The organism is Fibrobacter sp. UBA3629, from assembly GCF_002374005.1.
Lineage (GTDB): Bacteria > Fibrobacterota > Fibrobacteria > Fibrobacterales > Fibrobacteraceae > Fibrobacter.
Genome location: NZ_DFLC01000012.1, coordinates 45,126 through 69,843, shown reverse-complemented (window position 1 = coordinate 69,843; position 24,718 = coordinate 45,126). Strand labels below are relative to the sequence as shown.

Here is a 24,718-nt window from a genome sequence, read left to right as displayed (position 1 = left end):
GAAAATTTAAAAATTTTACTCCTTTTTCGGCTTTTTCGGTATAGATTTCTTTATAAGGTCGTCGGATGCCGGCCAGGTCTAGTAAAAAAAGAGGTCTCTATGCTTACTATTCCATGCTATTGGTATTTGGTTCCGGTCGCAGCGCTGGTGGCGCTCGCCATGGCGTTCTTCTTCTACCGCTTCATGAAACGGCAACCCGACGGCAATAAGAAAATGAAGGCGATTGCGCATTTTGTGCGCGTGGGCGCGTTTGCCTACCTCCGGCGGCAGTACAAGACGGTCTCTATCGTGTTTGCCGTGCTTTTCGTGGTGTTCGTGGTGCTAGCCGTTATGGGCATCCAGAACCCGTTCGTGCCGGTGGCATTCCTGACGGGCGGCTTCTTCAGCGGGCTTTGTGGCTTTTTGGGCATGAAAACTGCGACCTACGCGAGTTCCAGGACGGCGAACTGTGCCATCAGCAGCCTGAACCGCGGGCTTGTCATCGCGTTCCGGAGCGGTGCGGTGATGGGGCTCGTGGTGGTGGGTTTCGGCCTGCTCGATATTTCGGCCTGGTTCTTTGCGCTCAACTACATTTACGACCACAACGTGTGGAACTTCGGTGCCGATGTGGCCGCAAAGCTCTCGCTCGGGGCCTGGAGCACCGATATGGTGAATAACGCCGAATGGGCGCACGCGAAGATGGTGGAAATCACCACGACCATGCTTACCTTCGGGATGGGTGCTTCCCTGCAGGCGCTGTTCGCCCGCGTGGGTGGAGGCATTTACACGAAGGCGGCCGATGTCGGCGCCGACCTTGTGGGCAAGGTCGAGGCGGGCATCCCCGAGGATGATCCGCGCAACCCGGCGACCATTGCGGATAACGTCGGTGACAACGTGGGGGATGTCGCCGGGATGGGCGCCGACCTCTACGAATCTTACTGCGGGTCCATACTCTCGACGGCTGCCCTCGGGGCGGCCCTCCCGATGGGCGGTATAAAGCTCGTAATCGCCCCGATGGTGGTGGCGGCAATCGGGATTGTCCTTTCCCTCGTGGGCATATTTGCTGTACGCACGAAGGAAAATGCCACGACCAAGTCCCTGTTGCGTTCGCTCCTTACGGGGACGCTTGGCTCGTCGGTGCTTATTCTCGTGGCGCTCCTCGTGCTCGTGAAGTTCGACTTCATCTCGATGGGCATATTCGGCTCCGTGCTCTCGGGCCTTGCCGCGGGTATCCTTATCGGGCAGTTTACCGAGTACTACACTTCCGATGCGTACAAGCCCACGCGTGGCATTGCGGGCCAGGCAAAACTCGGGGCCGCGACCACGATTATCGACGGCATATCTGTGGGCATGTTCTCCACGGGGCTTCCGGTGGTGACGATTGTGGTGGGTATCATCTTCTCGTTTGGCTGCTCCGGCGGATTTGACAACATGGCGATGGGCCTCTATGGCGTGGGCTTTGCCGCGGTGGGTATGCTCAGCACGCTCGGCATTACGCTTGCGACCGATGCCTTCGGGCCGATTGCCGACAACGCGGGCGGCAACGCCGAGATGGCGGGCCTCGACCCCGAAGTGCGCGCCCGTACCGACGAACTCGATATGCTCGGGAACACTACCGCCGCGACGGGCAAGGGATTCGCGATTGGTTCTGCCGCCCTTACCGCGATGGCTTTGCTCGCCTCGTATGTGGAAGAAGTGAAGATTTGGCTCGGGCACCTCGCGACCTCTGCGGAGGGCGTGTGGAAGGTGGGCTCCGTCGCGTTTGCGAACGGCGCGAACGACCTTGCGAATGCGCTTTCGGGTGTCGCTGGTGTCAAGTTCCTGGATGGAGGCACGCGTGCGATTGCTGAGAACGGCGACCTGCTCGGTATGGTCGCGAGCAAGGTAAATTACGCGGACTTCATGCAGATATACAACCTGAACCTGATGAACCCCATGCTGCTTGGCGGCCTGTTCATCGGCGCGATGATGACGTTCGTGTTCTGCGCGCTCACCATCAAGGCGGTGGGGCGTGCGGCCAGCGCGATGGTGGAGGAGGTACGTCGCCAGTTCCGCGAGATTCCGGGAATCATGGAAGGGACAGGCGAACCCGATTATGCTCGCTGTGTGGAAATTTCAACGACGGGTGCCCAGCACGAGATGATTGTGCCGTCTATCCTTGCGGTGGTTGTGCCCGTACTGGTGGGCCTCTTCATGGGTGTGGCTGGCGTGTTCGGGCTGTTGGCCGGCGGGCTTGCGAGCGGGTTTGCGCTTGCCACCATGCTTAACAACTCGGGTGGCGCCTGGGACAATGCGAAGAAGTTTGTCGAGAAGGGCAACTATGGTGGCAAGGGCTCCGATACGCACAAGGCTGCCGTAGTGGGCGATACCGTGGGCGACCCGTTCAAGGATACCGCGGGCCCCTCGCTCAACATCCTCATCAAGCTCATGACCATGGTGAGCGTCGTTTTCGCCGGTGTCATCGTCCGCTTTGGCAATATGTTCTTCTGATAGTCGCTGACTCTAAATTCTTCTTTATTATATTTTTGAAATATAAAAGGAGGATATATGACAAATTTATGGTGTCATCCTGGAAGGAGCCGCAGGCGACTGATAGGATCCATTGCGTTTCTTTGTGCGGCGATGCTTGTCGCCTGTAGCGACGATGACAGCGATTTCGCGACGAAGCCTTCCGGCGATTCGTCTTCTTCTGTTATGTCCAGCAGTTTGGCGAAATCTTCGTCTAGTATTATATTGCAGTCGAGCGATGGCGAGACAAACGTGTCCAGTAGCAGTGCTGAATCTAGTAGCAATAGGGGAGATGGCGAATTTCATTCATCAAGTTCAGAGCAGGCTCTGTCCGTCATGACGAACAGCAGTTCTGCGAAGTCGTCTGATCCTGAAGATAAAAGGGATCAGTGTAATGTTGAAACAGACGAGAACTGCTTTAAGGACGAACGTGACGGCCAAACTTACAGGACTGTGAAAATTGGTGACCAAGTATGGATGGCGGAGAACCTGAACTACGAAACGTCGAATAGCCAATGCTACAACGATTACACCAGCAACTGCGCCAAGTACGGTCGCCTTTATTTATGGAGTGACGCCATGGATAGTGCTGGTATATGGAGTACGAACGGCAAGGGGTGCGGATATGACAAGAGGTGCTCGCCGACTTATCCCGTGCGTGGCGTTTGCCCCACAGGTTGGCATCTACCCAGCAAAATAGAGTGGAAAACTTTGTGCACTGCAGTCGGCGATTCTTCCACTGCTGGAACAAAACTCAAGTCAACGTCTGGGTGGTTTAGCAATGGCAATGGCACGGATGATTTTGGGTTCTCGGCGCTGCCTGCTGGCAGGGGTGGCTCTGGGTATTACAGTGAGCGCTACTACGCGTTTTTCTGGAGTTCTACTGCGTACGATAGCAGAAATGCGTACCAAATGAGTTTGTACTACGACAACGACTATGCAGAGCTGCCTCACGTCCTTGTGTACTGCGCTTATTCTGTCCGTTGCGTGAAGGACTAATTCTATATTTGCCCGCGATGAAAATCCTGTTCACAGACCTTGACGGCACGCTCCTGACCGACGACAAGCGCATTTCGGAAACCGACATGCGCTCTATCCGCGCGATGATCGATGCGGGCCACAAGTTCGTGATGACTACAGGTCGGCCGCTCACGAGCGTCAAGCAGTTGGCAGAACAGTACGGGTTCCTGGAACCAGGGTTTTTCCTCGTGAGTTTCAACGGCGGGCTCATTTACGATTGCGGCGAAAAGAAGCCGATTCTCACGCGGTACATTCCCGTCGACGAGGTCAAGGCCATCATGGATGCCGCTCACGCCCGCGGGATGCACGCGCACACCTACTCGGGCGACCTGGTTGTTTCGGAATACGAGACGGAACAGCTCAAGACGTATTGCCGCCTGATGAAGATGGATTACGTTGTTGTAAATGACATTCGCGAGTATTACGGCAAGTTTGTGAATGTCGTCGTAAAGCCCCCCATCAAGGTGAACATCATTACGCCCTTCGAACATTCTGGCCTCGTGGATTTCCGCACCGAGATGCGCAAGACTACCGAGGGCAAGCTCTTTGACGTGTTCAGCAAGCCCGAGATGCTCGAGTTTTCTCACATGCTAAGCAACAAGGGTGCTGCGGTGAAGTTCATGGCCGACTTCTACAAGGTGGGCATCGAAGATACGATTGCGGTGGGCGACGAGGAAAACGATTGCCCGATGATAGAGGCGGCGGGTACAGGTGTCGCGATGGCAAACGCCTCGCAGGTGGCGAAGGACATTGCCGACTACGTGACCGTAAACGACAACAACCATTCGGGAATCACCGAGGTTATCGAGAAGTTCGTGCTGGCCCGTTAATAGCCCCGTTTGCCGCTTGTTTTTGATTCTTTGGGTTGCCTAAGGCAAAAAATTTTTCTCTATTTGGTGCGTCTTGACGTTCGTGGACCCGTTTTCGGCTTAAATGAGCAGATTTCGGGGCCGTATACGAACGCCGTTTATTATACGAGGTCTATTTGGTTAACCAGAAACTGGATACGCTTATCGCCGAGGCTTGCGAGGCTGCTGGCGTGACACTAGTGGAACAGGACATGTTCCGTGCCGGGAAGCGCAAGACGCTGCGCCTTTACATAGACAAACCCGAAGGGGTCTCGATTGACGACTGCTCGAACGTGAGCCGTCACCTTTCTGACGCCCTGGACCTTGACCCTGAGATTATTGAGGGGGCCTACACGCTCGAAGTGTCGTCTCCCGGGTTGGACCGCCCCCTCAAGTCGGTCGCTGATTTTACACGCAACATCGGTCGTTTTTTGCGGGTGACCCGCAGCACCGGAAAGCCCGTGACAGGCAAGCTCAAGGCTTGCGATGAAGAAAGCTTGACGCTCACCCTCAAGGGAAATGCCGGCGATATCGTCGTGCCGCGCTCCGAGGTGCTTGTGGCGAAAGTGGATGTACAAATATAATAGGAAGGTCTAGAATGGCTAAAATTAAAGAACCCAAGGTCAATTTGGTTGAAGTGCTCAAGGAAGTGATGGATGCCAAGAACATGGACGACTCCGTCATCGAGGGAGCCCTCAAGCAGGCGTTGATTTCTGCTGCGCGCAAGTACCTGCATATCGACAAGAAGATTGAAGTCGACATCGACAAGGAAACGAACGAAATTCACGTGTTCCTCCGCGTTGAAGTTGTGGACGACTATCCGGACTACGACCCGAACATGACCGCCGAGGAAGTCGAGGAGATGGACGAAGGCTACATGCTTGTAGCCGAGGCCCAGGAATATAACGAAGATGCCCAGCCGGGTGACTTCCTCGAAATGGAAGTTCCGACCACCTCCTTCGGTCGCCAGGCCATCCAGACCGCCAAGCAGCTCCTGACCCAGCAAATCCGCGATGCCGAACGCCAGAAGATTACGGACACCTACCGCGGCCGCATCGGCACGATGATCAGCGGCGAAGTGCTCCGCCTCGAAGGCCGCAACGTGATTGTTTCCTTGGGCAAGCAGACCGAGGCCATGATTCCTCCCCGCGAACAGATTGGTCACGAACGCCTCGTGCAGGGCCAGTCCGTGAAGGCTGTCATCGCCCGCGTTGAAGATTCCGCGAAGAACGGCGCACAGGTCGTTCTTTCCCGCGCAAGTGGCGACTTCCTCAAGGAACTCTTCCGCCAGGAAGTCCCGGAAATTTACGATGGCTCCGTCGAAATCAAGGGTGTCGCCCGCGAACCGGGGTACCGTGCAAAGATTGCCGTATACTCCCGCGACGAGAAGATCGACCCGGTCGGCGCATGCGTCGGCATGAAGGGTGCTCGCGTGCAGACGATTGTCCGCGAACTCGGTAACGAACGCATCGACATCGTGCACTGGAATCCGAACATGGACGTGTTCATTACCCGTGCCCTCGCTCCGGCGAATGTAGTGAAGCTTTCCGAAGTCCCGGGCACGCGCCGTGTGGTGGTGGTCATCAATGACGACAATCTCGCGCAGGCTATCGGCAAGAACGGCCAGAACGTGAAGCTCGCTTCCCAGCTTGTGGAACGTGACCTCGACGTGTTCGGCGAGAAGGAATGGTCCGAGAAGGACGACGAGGCTAAGGCTCTCGTGCTCGCTCCGCGCCCGCAGGAACTGCGCCGTGCCGCCGCCCGCAAGGCCGACGCTCTCTTTGGCGATGCCGCCAAGCAGGAGAACGCTGCTGCCGAACCTCAGGAAGAGGCTGTGGCGGAAGCTCAGGAGAACGAGTAGTCGCATCTCAGGAAAAGGGTTTTATAAACAGGCTAATTGATGAGTATTGAAGAACAAATTAAACCGATCGATTGGGCGAACAAGCACGGACTCAAGGTAGACGTGGTCATGAAGCTCCTGCGTGATGCGGGAGTCACCGTTCGTACCCATGTGTCCAAGGTGGATGCCGCCGATTTCGAGAAGATTGAAGAGGCCGCCGCTGCCGAAAAGCAGAAGCAGGACTCCCGTGCGAAGAACTTGAAGAAGGCGTCTTCTTCGGAGTCTGACGCAGCCCCTGCCGAGAAGAAGTCGACGACGACATCGACGACGAAAAACGGCGTGAAGGTAAGCCTCAAGAAGGCTGCAGTCAAGAAGGATTCTGCTGCGAAGGTCGCGAAACCCGCTGTGCCGAAGCCTTCGAAACCCGCTGCAGAAAAGCCTGCGGTCGAAAAGCCCGCGGCTCCCGCTCCGAAGCCGGATGCGGCTCCTGCTGCAGAACCCGTCGTCGCAAAGCCCGTAGAGAAGGCTCCCGAAAAGCCGGCTCCGGTGGCTCCCGCACCCGCTGCTCCCGAAAAGCCTGTTGCAGCGCCTGTCGCCGAGGCCGAGCCGAAGCCAGAGGCGCCCAAGATGGATCCCAAGCCTGTTGCGGCTCCCGCCCCGAAGCCTGCCGCTCCGGCCCCGGCCGCGCCTACGATGATGACGGCCAATACTGAACTCAAGCAACCGCCGATGAAGGCCCAGGTCTTCAAGCCCGATGCAGCAATCCTCGCGCGTATCGCGAAGAGCCAGCAGCAACAGCAGGGTGGCCGCGGCCCGGGTGGCAACCGCCGTCCTGGCGGACGCCCGCAGGGCAATGCCCAGGGGTACACCGGTTCGTTCGGCCCGCGCGGCAACAACGACAACCGTGGTCGCCAAGGCGGCCAGAATGCAAGTTCCTCCCGCGGCGGCTACACCGGCCGTAACGGCGGGTTCTCCAGCGGCTCCATGCAGGAGGCGTTCAACGCGAGCGCATCCGGGATGGGCGCGCAGAATGCCGGCAAGGGCGGCAACGCTCAGGGCAAGGGCCAGAATGGCCGTCACGGCAACGACAAGAACCGCCGTGGCAACAGCCGTGACCGCCAGGAACAGCAGAAAGAACAGCAGCAGGAAATGGTACGCCAGAACGTCTCGCGCGTGATGGCCGACCTTTCCAAGAAGCCTGTCAAGAAAGTTTATCGCAAGGAACACAACGACAACGGTTCCGGCGAAGAGAAGAAGATTCTCAAGACCTCCGACTTCATTACCGTGGGCGAACTCGCCGGCCTTATGGACCAGATGCCTGCCCGCGTGATTGCGAAGTGCATGGAGATGGGCATGATGGTGACCATCAACGCCCGCCTCGATTTCGAGACCATCCAGATTCTTGCCGACGAGTTTGGCTACGAGGCCCAGCTCATGGAAGAATACGAAGAGGAAGCTCTCGGCGTGGAAGAGGAATCTCAGGAAAACCTGAAGCCGCGCCATCCGGTGGTGACCGTGATGGGCCACGTGGACCATGGTAAGACTTCTCTCCTCGACTGGATCCGCAAGACTCACGTGGTTTCTGGCGAATCGGGTGGCATTACCCAGCACATCGGTGCATACGAGGTAACGACGGCACAGGGCAAGGTGACCTTCCTCGATACTCCGGGTCACGAGGCGTTCAGCGCCATGCGTGCCCGTGGTTCTCAGGTGACCGACGTAATCGTGCTCGTTGTGGCTGCCGACTCCATGGTGATGCCCCAGACGGTTGAATGTATTGAACTTGCAAAGCGCGAGAAGGTCCCGATGGTTGTTGCCATCACGAAGATCGACCTTCCGACGGCGAACCCCGACAAGATCCGCGCACAACTTGCCGAACGCGGCGTTGAAGTGGAACAGTGGGGCGGTACCACGAGCTGTGTGGAAGTCTCTGCCCGTACGGGTCAGGGCATGGACCAGCTCCTGGAAACGCTCGCGCTCGAAGCCGAAGTTCAGGAACTCAAGGCGAACCCGGACGCTCACGCCCGCGGTGCTGTGGTGGAATCCAAGCTCGACGTGGGCAAGGGCTCCATGGCTACGATCCTCGTGCAGAACGGTACGCTCCATGTGGGTGACCCGTTCGTGTGTGGTATCTACGCCGGTCGCGTGCGCGCCATGTTCAACGAACGTGGCGAGCAGCTCAAGGCCGTGCCGCCTTCCAGCCCGTGCCAGGTGCTCGGCTTCGACGGTACGCCGCAGGCCGGTGACGACCTCATCGTGGTCGACGACGAAAAGACGGCACGTGAGATCGCGAGCAAGCGCCGCATGGCCGCTCGCGAACGCGACCTGCGCGCCCGCAAGACCGTTTCTCTCGAGAACTCCTTCAACGACAAGAAGGAAGGCAAGCTCTCCGAACTCAACCTCATCGTCAAGGCCGACGTGGGTGGTTCTGCCGAAGCTCTTGCCGCATCCCTCGAAAAGCTTACCAACAGGGAAGTGCGCGTCAACATCATCCGCAAGGGTGTGGGTACCATTACGGAATCCGATATCCTGCTTGCGACGACCGCATCTGCCATCATCGTCTCGTTCCACCTGATGCCCTCGCTCTCTATCCGCGAGATGGCGCAGAAGGAAGGCATCGAAATCCGCAACTACCGCGTGATTTACGACTGTATTGAAGATATCAAGAACGCCGTGGAAGGCCTCCTCAAGCCGATTATGCGCGAGGAACTTTCGGGCGAAGCCGAAATCCGCCAGGTGTTCAAGATTCCGAAGATTGGCCTCATCGCCGGCTGTATGGTTACCGACGGCGAAGTGGACCGCACCTCTCACGTTCGCGTGTACCGCAACGGCGTGGAACTCGGTACGACTGTGGTCCAGTCGCTCAAGCGCATGAAGGACGACGTCAAGTCTGTCGCTCGTGGCTTCGAGTGCGGTATCGGCCTCAAGGGCTACGACGATATCAAGGAAGGCGACAGCCTCATCTTCTTCAAGGAAGTCAAGGTTGCCCGTACGCTTGAAGACGTCGCCCGCGAAGAAGCCGAAGAGAAGGCCAAGAAGGCTGCCGAGGAAAAGGACGCCTAATGAGCCGCAGAACAGACAGACTGGGCGAACAGTTCCGCGAGGAAATCGGAAAGCTTTTGCAGAAAGGCTTGAAGGATCCTCGCGTGAGCAGCCTTGCGAGCATTACCCGCGTGACGATTACCGAGGACCTGAGCTATGCGAAGATTCTCGTGTCCGTCATGGGTACCGACAAGGAAAAGACCGATTCCCTGATAGGCCTCAACAATTCCGCGGGCTTTATCCGCGGCGTGCTGGGCAAGTCGCTCAAGATACGCAAGATTCCCGAACTGAAGTTCGTGCTGGACGAGAACCTGGAACATGCGATGCACATCGAGGAAATCCTCGCCGAGCTGAAGCAGAAAGGGGAACTCTAGTTGGCTCCTTCGGGATTCATCCTGCTGGACAAAGCTGCCGGCGAAACATCGTTCAAGGCCCTTTTCCCGTTGAAAAGGGTCTTTTGTACTAAGCGCGTGGGGCATGCCGGGACGCTCGACTTGCGGGCGTCGGGCCTGATTATCGCTGCCACCGGGCGTGCGACGCGCTTGTTGCCTTACGTGGAGGCGAAGGACAAGTGCTACACGTTCCGCCTGCATCTGGGCTACGAGACCGACACCCTCGAATGGGATGGAGATGTCGCCGAGCAAGGGGCCGCGTTGACGGTGAGCCGTGCCGCCATCGAGGCGGTTCTTCCGCAGTTCACGGGCGACATAGACCAGGTTCCGCCCCGCTATTGCGCCGTGAAGATTGACGGCCGCCGCGCGAGCGACTGGGCCGAACGCGGGAAGGATTTCGAGATGAAGCCGCGCCGCATCCACATCGAATCGCTCAGGGTCGTGGGCGAGGGTGGCTTAACCGAAGGCTGCTCCGGCAAGGAATTTGCGACGTTCGATATCGAGTGCGTGTGCAGCAAGGGGACCTACGTGCGTGCGCTCGGGCGCGACATTGCCCGCGCTCTCGGGACCTGCGGGTGCGTCTCGCAGATTCGCCGCCACTGCATCGGGAAGGTCTCCGTGGAATCCGCCGTGCGCGGGGAAGACCTGACGCGCGAACACCTCAAGTCCGTGGAGCAGGTGCTCGACTTCCCGGTCGTGAAACTTGATGCAGACCAGATGGCGGTTATCCGCAAGGGCAACTGGATTCCGTGGCGCGAGCCCGTGGAAGGCGCCGAAAAACAGCAGGGCCGTGGCGACGACTGCGAAAGGCTCGTGTTCGCCGCCGATGCAAGCGGCAACGTGCTGAGCGTGTGTCGCTACGAACCGGGCCGTATCTGCCCGAAGATATATTTAGGGGAAGATGAGTAAGGAAGATCCCCGCCTTCGCGGGAATGACAAGGTAGGGAACGAATGTCGGTGAACGAGAAACAGAAAAGAGCCGTGACGATGGGCAATTTTGACGGGTGCCACCTGGGGCACCAGGCGCTTTTCCGCACGCTCAAGGCCGTCGCCGAAGTGAACGGCTGGACTCCGACCGTCATCACCTTCGAACCCCATTCCAACTACGTGTTGCGCGGCCCCGGCGACCCGCTGCTCCTCACCACCACCGAAGAAAAGCGCGAGTTCATCGAGAGTCTCGGACTCGATTTCCTGGTGCTGCCGTTTACGCCCGAAGTCGCGAAACTCCCGTTCGATGAATTTGTCCGTAAGGAACTCATCGAGAAGCGCGGCGTGTGCTCCATGTTCTTCGGGCACGACCACTGCTTTGGTGCTGGCGGCAAGGGCAACTACGAGACGATTACCGCCGCGTTCCCGGAACTCAGCACGCAGATGCTTTCCATTGTGCTGCACAAGGGCGAACGCGTGAGTTCTTCCGCCGTGCGTAACGCACTTTTGAACGGCGACGTTTCCCGCGCGCAGACATACCTCGGGCGACCCTACCGCCTCTCCGGAACCGTAGTCGTGGGCAAGCGCCTCGGGCATACCATCGGGTTCCCGACCGCGAATTTGCAGGTGGAACAGTACAAGTTCCTGCCGAAATCCGGCGTGTACGTGGCGTCCGCGAGGCTTGCGGATGGCCGCATTTGCCGCGCCGTGGTGAATATCGGCGTGCAGCCCTCTGCGCCCGGGCCCCACCAGATGGCTATCGAGGCCTACCTTCTCGACTTTAGCGAGGATATCTACGGGCAGCACCTGGTGCTCGACCTGATGGCCTATTTGCGCCCCGAACAGAAGTTCGCCAGCATGGAAGACCTTGTGCGCCAAATCGGCATGGACGCCGACACCGCCAAGAACTACAACGGAAACCACTGGGCGGAATAGAAACCAGGCTCAAGTCGCTGAAAATTTCCTATGATTGGAGAGGTACAGAGTGTTACCCGGAGTAAATAATGTTAGTACTAAAACAAGGATTGCTGAAATTTGTTTGGTTTTTCTTTATTGTATGGACGGTCATCTTTATTACGATGATTGCATATATATCTGTAGTTTATTTTAATAGCCCTTATGCTAGTAAGTTTATTGAATGTTATGTTTTCTTCATATTATTCGTGTTGCTAGCGTATTTTTTAACATCAAAGTATATCCTTCTTCGTTTAGCCAAATCTGTTGAAAAAATAGATGAGGACAAATATCGGGTGCACACCTTGTTGAGTCATTATGACTTTTGCAAGAAAGATGTTCGTCTTTGTAGATATGGTCAAATAAAAATTGATGTATATAGCGGGAAAATACGATTGAAACCTGATGAATATATTGATACTACCCCAAAAGGAAATTTTTTAAAAGAAATGTTATCTCATTAAGAAACTAATTCAAATGCTTTGTTTTTTCCAAAGGTCGCTCCGGCGGCCTTTTTCTGTGATTAGTTTGTGCTGAAATCTTGCTATACGAGGGTGTTGTCGAGCCCGAAGACTTCGCCGAGCTGCTTGTCGTCCATGTCGGCGAGCCAGGTTTCGCCCGCGCTCACGGTCATGTTCGCGATGGATTTCTTTGTCTCGAGAAGCGCGTTGATTTTTTCTTCGAACGTTCCCTTGGTGATGAACCTGTGGACCTGCACGTTGCGTGTCTGCCCGATACGGAAGGCGCGGTCGGTGGCCTGCGCTTCGATGGCGGGGTTCCACCACAAGTCGTAATGGATGACCTGCGATGCGGCGGTGAGGTTGAGGCCCGTTCCGCCCGCCTTGAGCGAGAGGATGAGCACCTTGCATTCGGGGTTCTTCTGGAAGTCCTCGATCATGGAGGTGCGCTGCGTCTGCGTGCATCCGCCGTGGTAGAAGTGCGTGCGGAGCCCGAGTTCTTCCGTGATGGTCTTTTCGAGCAGGAATCCCATCTCGGCGAACTGCGTGAAGATGAGCGTCTTTTCGCCCTGTTCCTGGATGGAGGTGAGCAGGTCGAGGAGCATCTGCATTTTGCCGGAGGAAAGGGCCGGCGTCGCTTCGGCAGGCTCAGCGACCTTCTCCTGCGATGCGGCTGCGGCTCCCTTCAGGAATGTCGCGGGGTGGTTGCATATTTGCTTGAGGGCGAGAATCATCTGCAATATGATTCCCTTGCGCTTGAATAGCGCGTGCGCGTCGTTCGCCTTCTCGCTCAGCGCCTGTTCCATCTCGAGTTCCTGCATAAAGTGCTCGAGCGTCTTTTGGTACAGAGCTGCCTGCGGCTTGGTGAGTTCGGCGTATTCGTCCTGGATAATCTTGTCGGGCAAGTCGCTGATGATGCTCTTGTCGGTCTTGAGGCGGCGCAGCATGAAGGGTGCCGTAATCTTGCGGAACGTTTCTGCCACCTTCTCGTTGCCCATTTTTTGGATGGGCGTCTCGAACTTTTCGCGGAATTCGGCGGCGCTCGGGAAGAACCCGCGGTTCGCAAAATCCATGATGGTCCAGAATTCCATGAGTCGGTTCTCGACGGGGGTGCCGCTCATCGCGATTTTCATGGGGGCGCGCATGCGGCGCAATAGCTTGCTCTGCTCGCTGTCGGCGTTCTTGATGTTCTGCGCTTCGTCGATGACGATTACCTGCCATTCACGTTCGTTCAGTTCGTCAAAGTCCTTGCGGAACGTGGCGTAGGTGGTGAGCAGCACATCGGCGTGGAATTTCTCGAGGTCGCGGCTCCCGCCGTGGTAGGCGAAGAACGTGAGGTCGGGCGCGAATTTCTTGATTTCGACCTGCCAGTTGCACAGTAGGCCCGCGGGCAATACCACGAGCGCCTTCTTTTCGGCGAGCTTGCCTTCTTCGTGCATCTTGAGGAGGAACGCGATGACCTGGAGGGTCTTTCCGAGGCCCATGTCGTCGGCGAGGATGCAGCCGAAACCGATTTCCAGGTTCTTGTACATCCATGAGTAGCCGCGCACCTGGTAGGGGCGCATGGTCGCGTTCAGGTGTTCGGGGAGGGCGACTTCGGTTTCGCTGCGCCAGGAATCGAACTGCTGCTTGAATTCGCCCGCCATGTCGACCGGGATGCCGTCGCATTCCCCGGTAAAGCACGCCTGCACGAGTTTCGCCTGCGTGATGATCGGTTCGCCGTCCGCGCTTTCATCACCCGCAGCGGAACCTGCGCCGTCTTTACCCGCGTTTTCGCTGTCTGCGGCGCCTTCCGCATCTGGGTCTTTCGCGCCCTTATCGCCTTTCGCGCGGCCTTCAATCTGTTCGCGGATGCGTTGCAGGTCCTCGGCGCTCACCTCCACATACTGCGACTTGTATTTTAATAGCCCATCCGCATTCTCGGCAAGTTCCAGGAATTCTTCCGCCGACACGTTCTCGTCGCCAATCGCCACTTCCCAGTCAAAATCGAGCAGGTCGTTCGCGGTAAATGCGCCAAAACTCATGCTCCCCTGCAGGCGAATCTTGGGCTTGGGCTTGCCCACGTTCATCAGGTTCTTCGGAATTTCGGTCTTGATGCCGAAAATTTCAAGTTTCTTGAGGCAATCCTGCAAAAACTGGAGCAGTACGGCTCCCTGCATCATGATGGGGGAGGCCGCACGGTTCTCGATGTAGGTGCCCATCGGCTTGAAGGAATCCGCGATGCCGTTCAGAATGTTCAGGATCGAAAGCAATCGCGCATCGTTCTCTTCGAATAAAGTAGAAAGGGGTGTGAGTTTGTCCGTATCGATAACGAAAACTTCGAGTGCGACCTGCTCGCCGCTCTCGTAGCACTTGAACAGCAGTTGCGTGCGGAAGTCTAGGCTCGAATAGACGGAGAACCACTTCTGGATGCCCGCCGGTACGGAGAGCATGTTGCCCGCAAGCCTGCCCGAGACGCACGTGAAGAAGAACGATAGCAGGTTCCCGTGGTTTGTCTTGAGCGCGGGCTTGTACGTGTGCGCGAACCGCAGCAGCTGCGAAATAAACAGCGAGAGCACCTGTTCCGCGGGTTCCGCCATTTCCACGAAATCCTCTTCGCGGGCGGTAAATGCGAACTTTTGCGGGGCGGCCGCCTCGAGGTCCGCGACAATCCCGAGGATATCGGGCAGCATTTCGGCGGGGAGCCAGCGCACCTGCGCGACATCCTTGTGCGTCCAGAAGACCTGCGGGTAGATGGCGCCCGTGCGTACCAGGTGGAACGCCACCTTCAGTAGCAAGAACAGGTAGCATGCCGTGTAGTGGTGCCAGGAGAGGTTGCGGCCCCCGAGCCAGCTCACGGCTCCCATCACCTGGGGCACGCTGAGGCCTGTCTCGATGACGTTCCCTCCTTCGTTCAGGTGGTCGAAATGCCAGCGCCAGCCGTTCTTGTGGTAGATGCGCAGGGCCTCGTTCTCGGCGATAAACGTCTTGGAGTTGTTTACGCGGTAGTGCTCCAGGAACTGGTCGAAGTTCTCGTAGTTTGCGAAGAATTTGCGGCAGCCTTCCAGCTCGTCGGTAAAGCTCTTGCGGAAGTTCCCGGCGGGGCAGAACTTGGGGTAGTTCGGCAGCATGGCGGGCAGTATGCGCGAGTAGTCCTTCCAGGAATCGAAATCGAATTGCGGCAGTATCTGCCGGGGCGTGCGGGTTACGGAAGCCTGCGAGTTTGCAAACAAGCTGTCGCTCGAATCCTCGGCGAAGTCGAGCCGGTTGTCTATCGCCTGTTCGAAAATCTTGCTCTTGCCGCCCAGGGCGCGCACGATTTTCTGTTCCTGCGGGGCCTCGAGGTTCGTCTCTAACGTGTGGTGCTCGCGGTAGGCTTCCAGGTCGAGCCCATGCAGCTTGAACAGTAGGTTGGGGCTCGAATCGGCCTGCTCGGCAATCTTCACGAAGGTCGCCACGATGTACTTGCAGGGCACGGGGTCGCGGCAGTCGCAACCCATCTTCACGTCGGCGATGCTGTCGAAAAGCGTGAGCCCGCTCTTGGCGAGCAGAAGTTCGAGCGGCGGGTTCATCGCCCCGTTCTTGAGCGCGAGCATCTCGGCGGGCTGCTGCATCAGCAGGTTCATGAACACGTCGGCCTTCTCGTCCTTGAACTTGGGGAACACGATGTAGTTGTTGTGGATGCCGCCGTTCGGGCCCTTCACTACGGAAATCACGCGGTTGTCGATGATGTCGATGCTCGTTACCTGCCCGCGTTCCACGAACTTTAGCCCCTGCTTCACGGCCTGCTCGTCGGCCGATTCCAGGAGCGTGTCGAGCCACTTGCGGCTCCACCAGGTATTTACGCGTGTTCCAAAATCCATCGCGCCAAATATAGCAAAAAATTGCTCATTTGTGCATAGATTTTACGCTGTTTTGCAAGCGGGCGTGGGGCGTCTGTTGATGAGGGCAAGGCCGAAGCATGCCAGCACATAGATGGCGAAGAACCACAGGAGGGCGGTCTCTACGCTGTCGCCGTAGTGCTGGTAGGGCGTGTCGCGGGTCTTGAGCTGCATCTTGCGCGAGACTACGCGGTCGGTAAAGATTTCGGTGTTCTTGTCGTAATGCCCGTACTGGTCGATAAACGCCGTGACGCCGCTGTTCGCAAGCCTTGCGGTGGGCATGCCGTTCTCGATGGCGCGGTAGCGCACGAGGTTCAGGTGCTGGTAGGGAGCGGTGCTCCTGCCGAACCAGCCGTCATTCGTAATGTTCACCATCAGGCGTGAACCCGCGTTGATTGCCTCGCGCACGAGGTCGCCGAAGATGGCGTCGTAGCAGATGAAGGGCGTCCACTTGTACGGTTCGTATACGGGAGTCTCTTTGCCGGGAACGAAATCGCCTTCGCCCAGGTCCACGTAGTTGAGGATGGGGAAGATGTCGTCGAAGGGAATGCGTTCGCTGAATGGCACCAGGTGTTTCTTGATGTAGCGTTGGTACGAATGGAAATTGTCGGGAGTGAACAGGAATGACGCGTTGTAGATGTCGTATTTGCGCGGATTGTCCGGCTCGTTACGGTGGAAGTCGAGCGCCCCCGTGAGGATGCTCGCCTTGTGGCGTTCCGCGAGCTTGTGGAGTTCCCTGATGGTCGTAGGCTGCCTGCGGATATGGTCGGGGACGGCGGTCTCGGCGAGGATGATGAGGTTTGTTCCCTTCTGCACGCTGTCGTTCACCATGCCGAAGGTTTTTGCGGTAATGGAATCGAACCGGGCCTTGCTCCATTTTTCTCCCTGCTCGATGCTCGGCTGGATCATCGCCATCAGGGGCGTTTCGGGGGCTTCTGCGCCGTAGAAGGGCTGCGCCTCGGGCTTGCTGAGCACCATGTTCCCGTGAATCAGGAGGGCTGCGAATATCAGTGCGGGTGCAGCCAGTGGGAGTTTCGCGAGAACGTCGCGCCTGTTGCGCGTCCACGGGCTTTCGATGGCCTTCGCGACCATCATGTTCGACGCGATGATGAGTGCGGTGTACCCGAAGATGCCGATGACGGAGAGCGCCTGCAGTGCTTCGAGCGTGTTGCCGAAAACGTACCCGAGGTGGCTCCACGGGAAGGCGAAATCCCCGCGTGTGCGCGTCATCTCGAGACCCGCGTAGAATATGGGGTAGAGCGCGAGTAGCCAGGCGCGGCCACCGAACTTGATGTTCTTTGCGAGCGTGTAGATGAACGCGGCGAACACGCTGTACGCGCTGAAGAATGCGATGAGCAGGAACACACCGAGGCAGATTAGGCCGGAGGGCGCGGAATCCACGTTCATCACGTTGTAAATCCAGTAGTAGTTCACCGTGTTGTAAATCATTCCCGACCAGAACGTCGCGAATATTGCGGTGTTCCTGTTGTAGCGGTCAAGCACGATGAACCAGGGCACGAGAAGCAGGAGGGCGGCGGGCCCGAGCGGGAGAGGCGGGAAGGCGAATGCGAACAGCCCCCAGGCGATGCCGCTTAGGAGAAGCGCCCTGCGGGAATCGAACTCGCGGATGCGGGCCACGTTCCAGCGGGCGAAAAGCACGAGCCAGAAGATAAACAGCGGGAGGGCGAGGGTCGCTATCTGGTACAGGCCCGCATGTCCTGTGCCGGCATTGTCCCCGAGGGTGTAGTCGAGGGCGAGGAAAACGAACTGCAATATGCCGTAGGTGTATATGTGGCGGCGGAAGTTCTTGCGGGCCTCGTGCGTAAAGAGGAATCCGAGCGCGATGGCGAGCGGCGCGAAGTGCACGGGGTTCGAGTATAACCCCGGTTCGTTGGGCCGGAGCGCGAACGCGACAAGTTCCGCTACAAAAAGAGCTGCAAAATAAATCCAGTAAATTTTTGGGAGCGAGCTAACCCGCAATTTCAATTGGTTCAAAAAATCTGCCATCTATCGTCTAACCTACAGTCCGCTCTTGTCCTTCGGGTTGAATATCAGCACGAATTCGCCCTTGGGCGGGTGCGCCTTGAAGTGCGCCGTAATCTCGGCCGGCGTGCCGATGAGGTGTTCCTCGAACTTCTTGGTGAGTTCGCGCATCAGCGCAATCTTGATTTCGCCGAAAACCTGGCCGATTTCCTCGACGAACTTGTCGATGTTGTGCGGGCTCGCGTAAAAAATCTGCGTCGCCTCTTCGTCCTTCAGCTTTTCGAGCAGGTGGATGCGCTGGGCGCTCTTCTTGGGCGAAAAGTACTGGAACGTGAAGTGGTCTGTGGGCATGCCGCTCGAAACAAGCGCGGTAATCATCGCGCAGGGGCCGGGTACGGCACGCACGTCGATACCTTCGCGCACGCACTGCCGCACCAGATTGAAAGCGGGGTCGGCGACGCCCGGCGTTCCCGCGTCGCTCACGAGCGCGATATCGCCCTCGTTCTTCAGGTATTCCACGTACTTCGGGGTCACCTTCTCCTTGTTGAAGTCGTGGTAGGCTTCCATCGGGGTGCTTATCCCGTAGTTGTCGAACAGGATGCGCGTGTGTCGCGTGTCCTCGGCGAGCACGAGCGGGACTTCCTTGAGGATCCGCACGGCGCGGTAGGTGATGTCTTCCATGTTCCCGATGGGGGTCGCGACAATATAGAGAGTGTGCATGCTAAAAGTCCTGCGCGGAATTGAGGTCGGTGTTCCTTCCGAGTTGCGTTTCGTACCGGATGCGCTCCAGCAGCTTGCGGTGCATCTCCTGCGAGGCATCGTTCACGAGGTCGGCCCGGAACTTGCCGTACCAGAAGGCGTCCACGTGTTCGCTTTCTTCGAGTTCCGCCTTGAAGGTGAGGGAGCCGTTGCAAAAAATGCGCACGTCCATCCTGTAGGTCCACGTTTCTTTCACGGGGGCAATCGGCCAGAACGGCACGAATGCGAGACCCACGTTCCAGGCGCTTGGCTGTTCGTCCTGCGAGACGCTTGCATTGATGTGGGCTACCCCGCGGCAGCTTTCCATCGGGTAGCTAAGCGTGTCTATTACCCGCGTGTAGGCGCGCTGCAGGTTCGTATCGAGGTAGAGCGTGTCCCCGCCGTATGCAATCGTGATGGGCTCGAAGAACGGGATAGTCTTCGGGTATTCCTGCAGGTCGTATTTCGTGAGGCTCATCGAGCACCCCACAATGAGCGCACAACCTGCAATGGCCAGCGATTTTGCTACGGAAAATTTCATTACCTTAAATATAATTCTTTTGTTCACCTACTGCCAACTAAGTTCAGCGCTCTGCCAACTAAGTTCTGCGCTCTGCCAACTAATTACTATATTCTTCTACAATGGAATCCTGTGCCTACTTCATATCCGATGCCCACCTGGGGGTAAACCCTCCTGGAGCGTTGCCCGACCGCGAGAAGATGCTCGTGGACTTCCTCGCCTCCATCAAGGGCAAGGCATCGCACCTGGTTGTCGTGGGCGACCTGTTCGAATTCTGGTACGAGTACAGCGACTACGTGAACAAGAACCACATGGAACTCTTCTTCACGCTCCGTGAACTTGTCCAGGCGGGCTGCGAGGTGCATATCTTGCGCGGAAACCACGACTTTGCCTACGGGGATTTTTTCCCGAAGGCGCTGGGTGTTCAGGTCCACAGGAGCCTTGTCCTTGAAATCCAGGGCAAGCGCGTTTATTTCCATCACGGCGATGGTGTCGCGAAATCCGATTTCGGTTACCGCATCATGCGGCGCGTGCTCGACTTCCCGCTGAACCGTTTCCTTTTCAAGCAGATTCACCCGGACTGGGGAATGGCGCTTGCGCGTTTTGTGGGCCGCAATAGCCGAAAAATCGGCGAATCCCGAAAGATCCGCCTCGAAGAATACCTGAGTTGGGGCAAGTCCGTCCTCAAGCGCAACAATTGCGACTTCTGCATCCACGGTCACCATCATCTCGCAGGCATGTGGGATGTCGAGGGCGGTGTGGTCGCCTCTCCCGGGGAGTGGATATGGAAACCCGCCTTCCTCCGTATGGAAAAAGGCGGGCTAATTCTTGAGAATCTCTAGAGCGAGCTTTTATTCGCCGACGCCTTCGCCGTGCGATTCAGACGCCTTGATCATCTTCTTGCTCTTGTTTTCGCCCCACAGTGCTCCGATGACATCGGTCTCCGAGAAATTTTCCCAGATCTGGTCGACCCAGCACCAGTGGTGGATGGTGTCGCCACGATCCACAATGACACCTTCTTCGTTGACCCAGTTCTTTTTGACATCGAACGTCATGGGAGAACCCTTGGTCTCGCCGAACTCGGTCTTGACGACTGCAGGTTCGATGGTCCAGGATTTCCCATCGGTCATCTTGTAGAAGGCAACGTTCATGATGAGCACGATAACTACCGTAATCGCAAGGAAGATCCACATTTTCTTCGTCGCGAAGAGGATGCCGATCAACAGGATGATTATGGCGAGGATGCCGAAATTGTAGTGAACGCTGTAAAATGCCTTGAGAACGTCAATCATGGCTACCGCCTAGTTGTTTACTTTTTTGCCTTTGCCGCTTTTTCAAGGGCCTTCTGTTCGGCGACGAGAGCCGCAACGCTGAAGGTGACGACCTTGCCGTCGATTTTGCATTCGGTGCGGAAGCTCTTCTTCGGAAGCGCAATCCCGTGAGAGGAGAGCGTGCCCATGAAGGAGGCATTCGCATGGCTTGCAATAGTGCGGACGTTGATGAAGCCCTTCTTGCTGAAGGTGAGCTTGAAGGTCTTCTTCGCCATGTCGTATTCGGCGATCATGGTGTCGTTCTTGGCCGTTTCGACGGCAGTGCTCGTGCGCTTGTCAAAAATGATGGTGCCGCGGGAGTCGATGGAGAGCATCGGGATGCCGACGGAATTGCGGCAGGCGATGATTTCCCATGCGCCCTTCTTTTTGGCGGGGGCCTTGCCCGTGAATACAAACTTGTTGCCTTCTCTGACCATGGTGTAGCTTCCGGTGACAATCTGGAAGCCGGTGGCGTTCATGGCACCCTTGAAGTAGAGAAGGTAGCCGGCACCGTTCGGCATGAAGCGGAAGGATGTGGGCTTGAGTGTCTTGCTCGGGGTCACGGCGATGCGCTTGCCGACGACATCGATTTCAAGATCCGCATACGGATTCTTGTCGAGCTTGAGTTCCTTGACAGCTTCGTTGGAGAAGCGGATGAATCCGCGGATGTCCATTTTGACGTTGATAGAGTCCATTATACACCTCTTATTTTATTTGATTATTTCTTCACCCCATATAAAAGATAAACAAAATAAGGGGCTTTTGTCAAGCGGTTGTTCAAAAAAGCGGAATGTGAGGTATTTCACTTTCTTGTATTTTTGCATGAAAACTATTTTGCACATTACGTTGTTTCATTAAATAACGTTTCCTATAAAAACCCTTATAAAATAAGGGACTGGAGGCGTTTTAATACGATTGAGTAATCCAGTAGAGGAGGATTTCTGCGAAGCTTTTTTCGCCTCTTTCCAAGGAGTTTAGACCGCCGAAACGGCTTTTGAACGTGTGATTTGCATCACGGCTAAAACTGCGGTCCAGAAGGATTGTGGTGCGCTTCCCGAACTTTTCTAGCTTCTCTGTCGGCATTTTTACATCGGCACGCACCAAAAACTTCGGATAGAGAAAGCGGTATTTTGCCCCGATAGCGTCGGCAATGCTCATGGCGGGGTCGATAAGGAGCAGGTTCCCGTTCCCGTTGAACTGTTCGGCGGCTAGAATGGCTCCGGTTCCACGTCCTGCAAGGAATTCTGGAGATTTACCGCCGATTTGTGCTGCGCATTCGGCGATGTCCTTCGCGTCGGCCTCGAATGCCTCCTGCGAGGGCGTTCCTTTGTTCGAACCGCTGCCCCTGTAGTTGAATGCGGCGAGCGAGAACCCTTTTTGACCTTGGGCCTCGGCGAGGAACTGCGCTGCATCCTCGTTTGCGTCGGGGTAATAGAGCAGTAAGGGTGCGACCGAATTGCCGATGGTCCAGCCTTCGAGCGCAATTCCGTCCTTGGTGGTGCAGGTGATGGATTTAGCGCTGTTTGCGATGGCCTCTCGCGCTTCCTTGTGCGTGATGGCTCTCGGGAAGGCGTTCCGGCGTTCGGTAAGCGCGAGGTAGAAAACCATGCTCACGTAGATGACGGCGAGGATTCCCACAAGACGTAAAATGCGGAATGCGATTCCGGTAGCGCTCTTCTTGATGTCCATGCGCGCAAATATAGAAATAAGGGGGCGAAAAAAAGGACCTTCGCTAGGAGTATCAGCGAAGGTCCGAGGGATGGGATTGGGTGTTCCCCAAATATATCCAAATTTTTTGGCAAAGGGTATGGGTGGAATACGAAAAGTGTTCTCGAAGTGTTCTTTTTTACCCAAAATTTGACAAATATCGCAAATTTTATCAAAAATCGCAAAAAGGGGGTGTTCCCGGGAAAATAAAAAATTATTTTTGTAAGCAATGAACGTCTACGCCTACTACAATTACAGGAAGTACCTGCAGGACTATTACGAGTACCGTAAGTCCGTCCAGCGCTACTTCTCGTACCGGTCCTTCGCGAAGAAGGCGGGCTACTCGTCGTCCGGACTCTATCTCGACCTCATCCGTGGCCGCAAGTCGCTCACCCCGCAGATGTTGCCCAAGTTTATCAAGGCGCTCGGCCTGAACGAACGCGAAAGCCGCTATTTTACCCTGATGGTGGATTTTACGCACGCGACGACTCCGGCGTCCAAGCAGCAGATCTTCGACCAGATGTCGGCACTTTTGCCCCGCACTGTCAAGACGCTCACCCGGAACCAGCAGGAATACTATAGCAAGTGGTACTACGTGGCTGTCCGCGAGGCGCTTTCGGTATTGAACATCAACGAGAAGAACATTCAGGAGGTGGCGCTCTTCCTGAATCCTAAAATTTCGCTCCCGCAGGCGAAGCAGGCCGTACAGCTCCTGCTCGACCTCGGGCTTATCGAGATTGCCGAGGACGGTTTCTACCGTTCCGTGAACAAGACCATATCGAGCGGCCGCGAAATCGCCCCGCTTTTCGGTCACCAGTTCCAGAAACAGATGATTGACCTTGCGAAAAACGCTCTTGACCATTATAGCACCGAACGCAGAAATGTATCTTGTACTACGATGAGTGTCTCGGCCGAGGGCCTGGAGCGCATCATCAACAAGATAGACGTGTTCCGCAAGGAAATCTTGGATATTGTACGGTCGGATAGTGGTGAATCCATGGTGTGTGAGTTGAATGTTCAGTTTTTCCCCCTCAGCAAGGAGAGGGAACCTTCGAAGTCCGTGGAGGACGTGGAGGACGCAACATGAAGAACTTTTTGAAGATTGCCGTCGCTTCGGCGGTTGCTCTTTGCGCCTGCTCCGATGGGGATAAGGTTGCCGGCACGGCGACCGATACCGAGAACATGATAACGGCGGAAGTTTCGGGCTCTGTTGTCCGGACGGACGGCTCGTATGCGAAGAATGCCGTGGTCCGCATGGCGCGTATCTACGATGAATCTGAAAATCTTTCCGTTCCCGAATTTGTCGAAGTCCGGACGGATACGACGGGCGTGTTCGCGTTCGATTCCGCTATCGCCGACACGTTCCAGCTTGCTGTCGTGGACGAGGATGCAGAAGAAATCTCCTACATGCCGCGCGTAACGGCGGCGTCCAAGGAAGATTTCGAAAAGATCAAGCTCGAAAAGGCGGCCGTGTTCGGCGGAGTGCTTTTCTACGAGGAAGTGACCGAGCCTGCGGTGCCGGTCGGGTCGCACTTTATGGTGTACATGCCCGGCATGCCGTTCACGCAGAGCGTGTTCGCGGGAGATTCCTTCTCCATGATGATCCCTGCCGGCACGTGGTGGTTCGGGTTCTGCCCGGGCGACCCGCAGATCGTGGCTAAGCTCAAGGATTCGGGCGTTGCCGACAGCCTCATCTACCGCGTGTGGAACATGGATTCTGTCGAGGTCGAACCTGGCGATACGCTCCTTACGGGGCCGTTCCTCTGGAGCACCGAGTCCGAAGTGGATTCCCTGATGAACCAGCCGGAAGAACAAACGCCCGTTTCGCGCATTTCCGGCCGTGTAGCCTGCAAGAACGCTAAGGAGTGTGCCGGAGTGGAGGTCATGGCGATTACGGATCTCTTCGGCTTTGGCTTTGCAGGGGATGTCTCCGAATTTGTCGCCGAGACCACGACCGACAGTCTGGGACGCTGGTGGCTGCCGGTCCCGTCCGAAATTCCCGCCGACAGCTTCCGCGTGGAGTTCCGCGCGGTGGGCAAGGTGCCGGGGATGGGGCTCAGCCGCTACGTGATGAAGTCGGAAGTCGAGGCCCTGGAAGACACCTTGGACCTTGGTACGGTCGAACTTTCCAAGCCGTCGGGACTCAACAGCCGGATAGCCCTGGTTATCGACAAGCAGGATTCCAGCCAGTCGGACAACTGCATGATGAATAGCGTCGTTATCGGAGCGAAGGGAACCGCCCATTTTGTCCGCGCGGTGACGTGCAAGCCTTTGTCCATTGCCGAAATCCCGTCCGGGGAACAGGAACTGGTGCTTTATTCCGGCGATGCGAAGGTCATTTCGACGCTCCAGGATGCCGAAATGGCTTTCGACGAGTATGTGGTGAGCGTTTTTGTGAACCTCCCCGAAGGGGACGTGCTGGAATGGCAGGGAATGACCTATACCCCGCCCGCTTTGCCGAAATCTGTAAAATAATTGAATTTACCCCTTGCACGACAGAAGAAATTTTTCTAAAGTTGTGCCCACACTGAGCTATGGTGTAATGGTAGCACAACAGATTCTGACTCTGTTTGTCTAGGTTCGAATCCTGGTAGCTCAATAACCTCTCGCCCGAGAGGTTTTTTATTTTTGG

General features: G+C 56.6%; 20 protein-coding genes and 1 tRNA gene. 14 read left to right on the top strand and 7 right to left on the bottom strand.

All coding sequences use genetic code 11. The features are described 5' to 3' along the window. Window positions 1-99: 99 nt before the first annotated feature. The 10 genes from B2310_RS03960 to B2310_RS03915 all read left to right on the top strand — a co-directional run bounded on the left by B2310_RS03960 (window position 100) and on the right by B2310_RS03915 (window position 11,974). Entirely contained in the window at window positions 100-2,469 is a 2,370-nt protein-coding gene (locus tag B2310_RS03960; protein WP_290728856.1) for a sodium-translocating pyrophosphatase, read from the top strand. A 57-nt stretch (window positions 2,470-2,526) separates the two neighbouring features. After that, window positions 2,527-3,486, top strand: coding sequence for a fibrobacter succinogenes major paralogous domain-containing protein (locus B2310_RS03955; RefSeq protein ID WP_290728854.1), 960 nt, complete (start codon window positions 2,527-2,529; stop codon window positions 3,484-3,486). 17 nt (window positions 3,487-3,503) lie between these two features. Further along, window positions 3,504-4,337, top strand: coding sequence for a Cof-type HAD-IIB family hydrolase (locus tag B2310_RS03950; protein WP_290728852.1), 834 nt, complete (start codon window positions 3,504-3,506; stop codon window positions 4,335-4,337). 155 nt (window positions 4,338-4,492) lie between these two features. After that, window positions 4,493-4,939 carry a ribosome maturation factor RimP gene (rimP, locus tag B2310_RS03945; protein ID WP_290722995.1) on the top strand — a complete coding sequence of 149 codons (447 nt, stop codon included), beginning with the start codon at window positions 4,493-4,495 and terminating at the stop codon, window positions 4,937-4,939. A gap of 14 nt (window positions 4,940-4,953) precedes the next feature. Next, window positions 4,954-6,216, top strand: coding sequence for a transcription termination factor NusA (gene nusA / locus B2310_RS03940; protein WP_290728850.1), 1,263 nt, complete (start codon window positions 4,954-4,956; stop codon window positions 6,214-6,216). Window positions 6,217-6,255: 39 nt separating this feature from the next. After that, window positions 6,256-9,258, top strand: a complete 3,003-nt coding sequence (infB, locus tag B2310_RS03935; RefSeq protein ID WP_290728848.1) for a translation initiation factor IF-2 — start codon at window positions 6,256-6,258, stop codon at window positions 9,256-9,258. Next, the gene (gene rbfA, locus B2310_RS03930) at window positions 9,258-9,611 is read left to right on the top strand and encodes a 30S ribosome-binding factor RbfA (RefSeq protein ID WP_072808365.1); all 354 of its coding nucleotides are present in this window, start codon (window positions 9,258-9,260) and stop codon (window positions 9,609-9,611) included. Before infB ends, rbfA begins: the two co-directional genes overlap by 1 nt. Beyond that, the gene (truB, locus tag B2310_RS03925) at window positions 9,612-10,538 is read left to right on the top strand and encodes a tRNA pseudouridine(55) synthase TruB (RefSeq protein WP_290728846.1); all 927 of its coding nucleotides are present in this window, start codon (window positions 9,612-9,614) and stop codon (window positions 10,536-10,538) included. A gap of 48 nt (window positions 10,539-10,586) precedes the next feature. Next, window positions 10,587-11,492 carry a riboflavin biosynthesis protein RibF gene (ribF, locus tag B2310_RS03920; RefSeq protein WP_290728844.1) on the top strand — a complete coding sequence of 302 codons (906 nt, stop codon included), beginning with the start codon at window positions 10,587-10,589 and terminating at the stop codon, window positions 11,490-11,492. A gap of 68 nt (window positions 11,493-11,560) precedes the next feature. After that, the gene (locus B2310_RS03915) at window positions 11,561-11,974 is read left to right on the top strand and encodes a hypothetical protein (RefSeq protein ID WP_290728842.1); all 414 of its coding nucleotides are present in this window, start codon (window positions 11,561-11,563) and stop codon (window positions 11,972-11,974) included. Between the two features lie 80 nt (window positions 11,975-12,054). Here B2310_RS03915 and B2310_RS03910 read toward each other — a convergent pair whose 3' ends face one another. The 4 genes from B2310_RS03910 to B2310_RS03895 all read right to left on the bottom strand — a co-directional run bounded on the left by B2310_RS03910 (window position 12,055) and on the right by B2310_RS03895 (window position 19,090). Further along, window positions 12,055-15,810, bottom strand: a complete 3,756-nt coding sequence (locus B2310_RS03910) for an SNF2-related protein (RefSeq protein WP_290728840.1) — start codon at window positions 15,808-15,810, stop codon at window positions 12,055-12,057. Window positions 15,811-15,852: 42 nt separating this feature from the next. Further along, the gene (gene lnt / locus B2310_RS03905) at window positions 15,853-17,694 is read right to left on the bottom strand and encodes an apolipoprotein N-acyltransferase (RefSeq protein ID WP_290728838.1); all 1,842 of its coding nucleotides are present in this window, start codon (window positions 17,692-17,694) and stop codon (window positions 15,853-15,855) included. A gap of 153 nt (window positions 17,695-17,847) precedes the next feature. After that, the gene (gene rsmI / locus B2310_RS03900) at window positions 17,848-18,531 is read right to left on the bottom strand and encodes a 16S rRNA (cytidine(1402)-2'-O)-methyltransferase (RefSeq protein WP_073114612.1); all 684 of its coding nucleotides are present in this window, start codon (window positions 18,529-18,531) and stop codon (window positions 17,848-17,850) included. 1 nt (window position 18,532) lies between these two features. Beyond that, window positions 18,533-19,090 carry a hypothetical protein gene (locus tag B2310_RS03895; RefSeq protein WP_290728835.1) on the bottom strand — a complete coding sequence of 186 codons (558 nt, stop codon included), beginning with the start codon at window positions 19,088-19,090 and terminating at the stop codon, window positions 18,533-18,535. 101 nt (window positions 19,091-19,191) lie between these two features. On the opposite strand from B2310_RS03895, the gene B2310_RS03890 reads away from it, so the two are divergent. Continuing rightward, window positions 19,192-19,911 (top strand): UDP-2,3-diacylglucosamine diphosphatase, encoded by a 720-nt coding sequence (locus B2310_RS03890; RefSeq protein ID WP_290728833.1) that lies wholly within the window; start codon window positions 19,192-19,194, stop codon window positions 19,909-19,911. A gap of 9 nt (window positions 19,912-19,920) precedes the next feature. On the opposite strand, the gene B2310_RS03885 is transcribed toward B2310_RS03890, so the two are convergent. The 3 genes from B2310_RS03885 to B2310_RS03875 form a co-directional block, all read right to left on the bottom strand. Next, window positions 19,921-20,361: a hypothetical protein gene (locus B2310_RS03885; RefSeq protein ID WP_173381929.1), complete on the bottom strand. Its 441-nt coding sequence runs from the start codon at window positions 20,359-20,361 to the stop codon at window positions 19,921-19,923. A 17-nt stretch (window positions 20,362-20,378) separates the two neighbouring features. Further along, window positions 20,379-21,074 carry a hypothetical protein gene (locus tag B2310_RS03880; RefSeq protein ID WP_173365191.1) on the bottom strand — a complete coding sequence of 232 codons (696 nt, stop codon included), beginning with the start codon at window positions 21,072-21,074 and terminating at the stop codon, window positions 20,379-20,381. A gap of 211 nt (window positions 21,075-21,285) precedes the next feature. After that, the gene (locus B2310_RS03875) at window positions 21,286-22,068 is read right to left on the bottom strand and encodes an alpha/beta hydrolase (RefSeq protein ID WP_290728831.1); all 783 of its coding nucleotides are present in this window, start codon (window positions 22,066-22,068) and stop codon (window positions 21,286-21,288) included. Window positions 22,069-22,315: 247 nt separating this feature from the next. On the opposite strand from B2310_RS03875, the gene B2310_RS03870 reads away from it, so the two are divergent. The 3 genes from B2310_RS03870 (at window position 22,316) to B2310_RS03860 (ending at window position 24,685) form a co-directional block, all read left to right on the top strand. Then, window positions 22,316-23,173 (top strand): TIGR02147 family protein, encoded by an 858-nt coding sequence (locus tag B2310_RS03870; protein ID WP_290728829.1) that lies wholly within the window; start codon window positions 22,316-22,318, stop codon window positions 23,171-23,173. Beyond that, window positions 23,170-24,561, top strand: a complete 1,392-nt coding sequence (locus tag B2310_RS03865; RefSeq protein ID WP_290728827.1) for a carboxypeptidase regulatory-like domain-containing protein — start codon at window positions 23,170-23,172, stop codon at window positions 24,559-24,561. The genes B2310_RS03870 and B2310_RS03865 overlap by 4 nt, the downstream gene beginning before the upstream one ends. Window positions 24,562-24,614: 53 nt before the next feature. Further along, window positions 24,615-24,685: transfer RNA gene (locus B2310_RS03860), tRNA-Gln, on the top strand. The last annotated feature ends 33 nt before the right edge of the window (window positions 24,686-24,718 follow it).